At 72.5% G+C, this 7,036-nt stretch carries 4 protein-coding genes; 3 read left to right on the top strand and 1 reads right to left on the bottom strand.

The window, feature by feature from the left end:
• The coding region (entS, locus tag AB0C69_RS35275) for an enterobactin transporter EntS (protein ID WP_360359597.1) at positions 1-1,097 on the bottom strand (1,097 nt) is incomplete at its 3' end.
• Positions 1,098-1,171: 74 nt separating this feature from the next.
• Between entS and panD the strand changes: the two genes are divergently transcribed.
• The 3 genes from panD (at position 1,172) to AB0C69_RS35260 (ending at position 6,795) form a co-directional block, all read left to right on the top strand.
• Positions 1,172-1,573: an aspartate 1-decarboxylase gene (panD, locus tag AB0C69_RS35270; RefSeq protein WP_345176184.1), complete on the top strand. Its 402-nt coding sequence runs from the start codon at positions 1,172-1,174 to the stop codon at positions 1,571-1,573.
• Positions 1,570-3,144: an AMP-binding protein gene (locus tag AB0C69_RS35265; protein WP_360359594.1), complete on the top strand. Its 1,575-nt coding sequence runs from the start codon at positions 1,570-1,572 to the stop codon at positions 3,142-3,144. The genes panD and AB0C69_RS35265 overlap by 4 nt, the downstream gene beginning before the upstream one ends.
• A gap of 105 nt (positions 3,145-3,249) precedes the next feature.
• Positions 3,250-6,795 carry a serine/threonine-protein kinase gene (locus AB0C69_RS35260; RefSeq protein WP_360359591.1) on the top strand — a complete coding sequence of 1,182 codons (3,546 nt, stop codon included), beginning with the start codon at positions 3,250-3,252 and terminating at the stop codon, positions 6,793-6,795.
• Positions 6,796-7,036: the final 241 nt, after the last annotated feature.

The raw sequence follows: 7,036 nt of genomic DNA, 5'->3' as shown, positions 1-7,036 counted from the left end.
GAGCCGATCGCGCCGCCGCCCGTCTCCTGCGCCGACCACAGCGCGTTCACCCGTCCGAGGTGCGAGTCGGGAGTGTGGGACTGGATCAGCCCGTACCGCAGGATCTCCTCGATCGACTGGACGAACCCGTACACGAACAGGATCGCGACGGCGAGCGCCGGGTGACGGGCCAGACCGAGACACGCGAGCGCGGCGAAGCCGGAGACGGCCGCGACGAGCAGTGCCAGACCGGGTGCCCTGGCCTGCCCGACCCAGCCGCTCGTCAGGGACGCCAGCACCGCGCCGCACGCGGGCGCCGCGAACAGCAGCCCGACCGTGGTCGCGCCTCCGTCCAGGCTCCGGGTCGCGAACGCCGGCATCAGGACGGGGATGCCGCCCGCGACCATGAACAGCAGGCCGAGGAGCATCAGCGAGCCGACGACCCGATGCGAGGCGACGAAGCGGAACCCGTCCCAGACGGCCTTCAGCGGGTTGGCGTCCGCCTGCTCCTGCGCGGCGGGCTGGAGTCGCGGCAGCCCGGTCAGCAGCGCGAGCGTGCCGAGCGTCCCCGCGGCCGCGGCCGCGTAGTTCCAGCCCACGCCGAACGCCGACACCACGAGCCCGCCGAGCGCGGGAGACGCCATCGACCCGAGCCGGACGGTCAGCGCGTTGAGCGCCCCCGCCGCGACGAGCTTGTCGGGCGCGACCAGCGCGGGCGTCGCGGCCAGCAGCGCGGTGATGCTGACGCCGGTCATCAGCCCGTCCCATGCCGCCAGCGCGTACAGGGCCGCCAGCGAGGGGGAGGGCAGGAACGCGTTGAGCGCCAGCAGGACGAACCCGATCCCGGCCGCCGCGCGCGCCCGCAGCATCAGGCGCCGCCGGTCGTGCCGGTCGGCCAGGACCCCGCCCCACAGGAACCCGGCGAGGAGCGCGAACCCCTCGGCGGCCGAGACCCCGCCCACGTGCACGGTAGACCCGGTGAGGTCGTACACCTGCACCGGGAGGGCCACGGCCAGCATGCCGATCCCGAAGACCGAGACGGTGCGGGCGATGAACACGTTGCGGAACGGCCTGCTGTCGCGCAGCGGCCCGACGTCGATGACCAGTCGCCGGAGCATCCTCGGGCTTCTCCTCTGCCGATCGAGTGACTAAGGTTAGCCTAGCCTTAGTTGATCGTGAGGAAAGAGGAGCCGTGCAGCGGACGCTGATGAACGGGAAGATCCACCGGGCGACCGTCACCCAGGCGGACCTGCACTACGTGGGCTCGCTGACGATCGACGCCGACCTGATGGCCGCGGCCGACATCGTGGAGGGCGAGCAGGTCCACCTCGTCGACATCGACAACGGCGCCCGCCTGGTCACCTACGCCATCACCGGCGAGGCCGGCAGCGGGGTCATCGGAGTCAACGGCGCGGCGGCCCGCCTCGTCCAGCCCGGCGACATGGTGATCATCATCACCTACGCCGGCGTGGAGGACCCCTCCCGGCACGAGCCCCGCGTCGTCCATGTCGACGCCGCGAACCGCGTCGTCGCCCTCGGCTCCGACCCGTCCGAGCCGGTCCCCGGCGCCCCCGCCCAGCTCGCCGGACGGTGACCGTGGACGGCCTCACCCCCTGGCCCGCCGACCTCGAAGCCCGCTACACGGCCGAGGGCTACTGGACCGACCGCCTCCTCGGCGACGTCCTGCGCGGCGACCCGTCCGCCACCGCCCTCGTCGCAGGCGACGACCGCCTCACCTACGCCGACCTGGACGCCCGTGCCGCCCGCACCGCCGCCGGCCTCCTCGCCCTCGGCCTCCGCCGCGGCGACCGCGTGGTCGTCCAGCTCCCGAACACCGCGGGCTTCGTCGTCGCGTTCCTCGCCCTCGTCCGCATCGGCGCCGCGCCCGTGCTGGCGCTCCCCGCGCACCGCGAGAGCGAGATCCGCTACCTCTGCGAGCTCTCCGAGGCCCGCGCCTACGTCTGCGCCGACCGCGACGGCGACTTCGACTACCGCGAGCTGGCGCGAACGCTCCCCGTGGAGCACGTCGTCGTCGAGGGCGACGCCGAGGAGTTCACCCCTCTGGCCTCCGTCGACGCCGATCCGGTGGCGGCCCCCGTCCCCGATCCGTCCGACGTGGGCGTCTTCCTCCTTTCGGGCGGCACCACCGGCCTCCCGAAACTGATCCCCCGGACGCACCGCGACTACGTCTACAACCTGGAGGCCAGCGCCGACCTGTGCGGCTTCGACAGCGGCACCGTCTACCTGGTCGTCCTCCCGGCCGCGCACAACTTCGCCCTGGCCTGCCCCGGAATCCTCGGCGTCTTCGCCACGGGCGGCACGGTCGTCCTGTCGCCCTCCGGGTCCCCGGACGAGGCGTTCCCTCTCATCGAGCGCGAGCGCGCCACCGTCTGCGCGGTCGTCCCCCCGATCGCCCTCCTCTGGCTGGACGCCGTGACCTGGTCGGACGAGGACGTCTCGTCCCTGCGCCTGCTCCAGGTGGGCGGCGCCAAGCTCGCCGCGGAGCGCGCCGCCGAGATCCCGGACGCCCTGGGCTGCCAGGTCCAGCAGGTCTTCGGCATGGCCGAGGGCCTCCTCAACTACACCCGCCTGGACGACCCGCGCGACCTGATCGAACGGACGCAGGGCCGCCCCCTCTCCCCGGCCGACGAGATCCGCGTCGTGGACGAGGACGGCAAGCGGGTGGCTCCGGGCGAAGTGGGCGAACTCCTCACCCGGGGCCCGTACACCCTGCGCGGCTACTACCGCGCCCCGGAGCACAACGCCCGCTCCTTCACCCCGGACGGCTTCTACCGCACGGGCGACCTGGTCAGAGAGCTGCCCTCCGGGCACCTCATCGTCGAAGGCCGTGAGAAGGACCAGATCAACCGGGGCGGCGACAAGGTCTCCGCCGAGGAGCTGGAGAGCCACCTCCTGGCCCACCCGGCGGTCCACGACGCGGCCGTGGTCGGCGTCCCCGACCCGGTCATGGGAGAGCGCACCTGCGCCTTCCTGATCATCAGGGAGGGGGAGAGGGCGCCCGGCCTGCGCGAGGTGAAGGACTTCCTCCGCGTGCGGGGCGTCGCCGCCTACAAGCACCCCGACCGCCTGGAGACGGCCGCCGTGTTCCCCCGGACGCCGGTCGGCAAGATCAGCAAGAAGGCGCTCGCCGCCCGCCTCCGATGAGACCGCCACCGGTTCGCCGCCCGGCGTTCACCTTTTCCGGTGAACACCGCCGGAGGTCTCGGCATCCTAATAGACAATTATGTCTATTAGACTTGGGAGACGTCTGTGGCACCCGATCCGCTGGGACCCGGTGATCCGACGAGGCTCGGCGACTACCTCCTCGCGGGGCGTCTCGGCGCCGGCGGCCAGGGCGTCGTGTACGAGGCGTACGGGCCGGACGGCGCGCGGGTCGCGGTCAAGACGCTCCACGGCGACTACTCCGCACGGCACCGCGACCTGTTCGTCCGCGAGGTCGAGGCGGTGCGGCGCGTCGCGCAGTTCTGCACGGCGCGCGTCCTCGCCGTCGACCTGGACAACGCCGTCCCCTACGTCGTCAGCGAGTACGTCGCGGGCCCGACCCTCCAGCAGGCGGTCGACGAGGACGGCCCCTACAAGCCCGACGACCTCTACAGGCTGGCGGTCGGGATCGCGACCGCGCTGACCACCGTGCACCGGGCGGGCGTCGTCCACCGCGACCTGAAACCCGCCAACGTGCTTCTGGGACCGGACGGCCCCCGCGTCATCGACTTCGGCATCGCCCGCACCGAGGACATGTCCCAGAGCGCGACCGGAATGAAGGGGACGCCCCGGTACATGGCGCCCGAGGTGTTCCAGGGGAAGAGTCCCGGGCCCGCCGTCGACGTCTGGGCCTGGGGCGCCACGATCCTGTTCGCGGCGTCCGGCCGCACCCCGTTCAGCGGCGAGTCCCTGCCCAAGCTGATGCACTCCGTGCTGACCACCGAACCGGACACCGCGGCGGTCCCCGAGCGCCTGCGGCCCATGGTCGAGGCCGCGTTGGCCAAGGACCCGGAACGGCGTCCCGACGCCCCGGGCCTGCTGCTCGACCTGCTCGGCGGGCGCCCCGACGCGGACCTCCTGGAGCAGGGCGAGCGGGAGGCCCGCGCCGTCCGCATGCCCAAGGCCGCGTCTCCGCCGCTGGGCGAGCGCGCCGAAGAGGTGATGCGGAGCCTCGGCCCGGAGGCGCAGCAGGCCGTCCCGCAGATCCTGCTGCGGATGGCGGCGGCCGAAGACGACCTCGTCCGCCCGGCGGCCCGCGCCGAGTTCAGCGACGGCCGCACGCCGGAGCCGGTCATCGACGCCGTCCTTTCGGCGTTCACCCAGGCGGGGCTGCTCGCCTGGGACGGGCAGCGCGTCACCCTCGCCTCCCCGGCGCTGCTGCGCGCATGGCCGCGGCTGCGCGACTGGGCCGCCGCCGAACGGCCGGGCCTGGAGGTCCACCAGGAACTCGCCGAGGGAGCGCGGCTGTGGGACGCGCACGGACGCAAGTCCGGCGACGTCCTCCAGGGGACCCGGCTCGAACGCGCGATGACCTGGGCCGTCGGCGGCGGCCGCGCCCTGCGCCCGAACACGCTGGAGCAGGCTTTCCTGGACGCCGGGCGCGCGTCCGTCCGCCGCCGCTCCACGCTGCGGACGGCGGTCTCCGGCGTCCTCGCCGTCCTGCTGCTGGCGACGCTCGTCGCGGGCGTGGTCGTCTTCCAGCAGAGCCGTACCGTCGCACGGCAGCGCGACGACGCGGAGGCCCGCCGCCTCGCGGCCGTGGCGATGGCCACCCGCAAGAGCGCCCCGAGGACCGCCCGCCGCCTGGCCGTCGCCGCCGGCGCCCTCTCCAACACCAAGGAGACCAGGGAGGCGCTGGTCGCTCTTCGCTACCAGTGGGAGAGCGACGTCTTCATCCCGCCCGGCGTGAGCGCCACGACCCGGCGCCAGCCGTCGCCGGGCGGCCGCGTCCTCGCCGTCGTGGACGGCGGAAAGGCCAGTGTCTGGAACATCGACACCCACGCCAGACTGCACGCCTTCACCATCACCGGCGCCGACACCCTCGATCTCGTCGTCACCGACGACGCGCGCACCATGATCACCTGGGCGGGCGACGGGACGGCCCGCGTCTGGGACACCACGTCCGGCAAGGAACGCGGCAGGCTCCCCGTCGGCCGGGCCGGCACCGACGCGAAGATCTTCGACGGGATCGACCTGAGCCCGTCCGGGCACCTCCTGCTCGCCGGCAACCGCGACGCCCGCACCGTCTGGGACCTGCGGACCCTCCGGCAGGTCCCGCTGAGCTGGACGCGCCCGAAGGACGGCGCCGAGATCCTCACGGCCGACGCGGGCGACCAGCTCGTCGCGGGCGTCACGCCGCAGGGCGCGGTGCACGTCGACCAACTCGCGGCCAAGGCGACGATCGCGCTGCCTCGCCTCAACAGAGCGCTCAAGGGGAGATACGTCAGCGCGGCCAAACTGAGCCTGGACGGCTCGCTGCTCGCCGTTGCCGCCACCCCGGCCACGGGCAGGAAGGCAGACATCCTGCTCTGGAAGCTGGGCGCGGACGAGCAGTACCTGAGGCTCGGACCCGCGAACTCCTACTCCTCCCTGGCCTTCAGCGAGGACGGCGGCTACCTGGCGCAGGCCAGGACCATGTGGCGGATCAAGGGCGGCGGTGTCGCCCCGTCCGCACCCATGATCCGGTACGCGCCGAACGCGGACTGCGCCCTGGTCCGGATCGTGGAGAAGCGGGCGCTGCGCTGCATCGAACCGGCGACCGGCCAGGTCTCGTCTCTCGACATCAGCACCTTCCTGAGCACCCAGGTCGTCCAGGGAGGCAGCGTGGTCCAGAACGCGACCATCTCCGCGGACGCCTCGACCATGGCGTACCGCGGCGGAGGCTCGGTGCACTTCTGGGACGTCCGGCGCAGGCGTGCCGTCGACCGGGGGTTCAACCTCTCGTCCGACTACCTGTACTCCGGGAACGGCAACGACCTCGCCCTCAGCGCCGATGGGAGGCGACTCGCCGTCTACAAGAACGCCCGCACGGTCACCGTCACCGACGCCGAGAAGTTCGCGAAGCTCGGCGATGTGACGCTGCCCCAGCCCGCCGACAGGATCCAGGCCATGGCCATGTCCCCGGACGGCCGCGGCCTGGCCCTCCTGGTCCGCCGCGGCACTGCGGGAGAACTCCAGTTCTGGGACGCGAAGACGTTCCGGCTGATCCGCGCGCTGCCGTCCTCGGCCGACACCTTCGTCAAACGCATCGTCTTCCGCCCGGACGGCAAGGCCCTCATGACGGACGGCAAGTCCGGCATGATCGAGTACCCGTCCGGCCGCGTCCTGGCCAGAACCGAGGACACCTTCCTCAACACCCTTCTCACCATGAGCCGCGACGGCCGGACGATCGTGAGCGCCGAGGGAACCGAGGCGGACCAGAAAGTCCTCCTCACCGACGGCAGGACACTCCGTTCACGCGGCCTGATCCTGCGCGGCCACAAGAGCTACGTCACGACCGCCGCGATCTCCCCGGACGGCACCCTTCTCGCCACCGGCGACGAACTGGGCCAGATCCGCTTGTGGGAGATCGAATCCGGCCGCCCCTACGCCCTGCCCCTGACCGGCCACCAGACCGAGATCGGCGCCCTGGCCTTCTCCTCGGACGGCAGGACCCTCACGAGCGCCGCCGAAGCCGGCACCCTCCTCACCCACGACCTGGCCCCCGCCCTCACCAGGGCGGCCCTCTGCCAGAACACCAGCGGCGGCTTGACGAGAAAGGAATGGCACCAAGCCCTCCCCACCCTCGACTACCGCCCCACCTGCCCCCACTGAGGGCCAAATGATCAGGGGGCGGTGGCCGCACCGCCCCCTGATCGCTGGTCGCTCCCCTCAAGACGGTTCGGCATGTGCTGTTCCTGGAGCCGGACGTGCGGGTACGGAGTTGAAGCAGGTCTACCTCCCGACCCCACAACCAACCGATCTACGGGAGCGGAACATGGGCCTCATCCACATAGAGCTGTTCGCAACGCTCGACCTCGTTGCCCGGACGGGAGCCGTCCCGCCGTGTCGCGCC

The organism is Actinomadura sp. NPDC048032 (assembly GCF_040653175.1).
GTDB classification, from domain to species: domain Bacteria; phylum Actinomycetota; class Actinomycetes; order Streptosporangiales; family Streptosporangiaceae; genus Spirillospora; species Spirillospora verrucosospora.
This window is presented reverse-complemented; position numbering and strand designations above follow the sequence as displayed.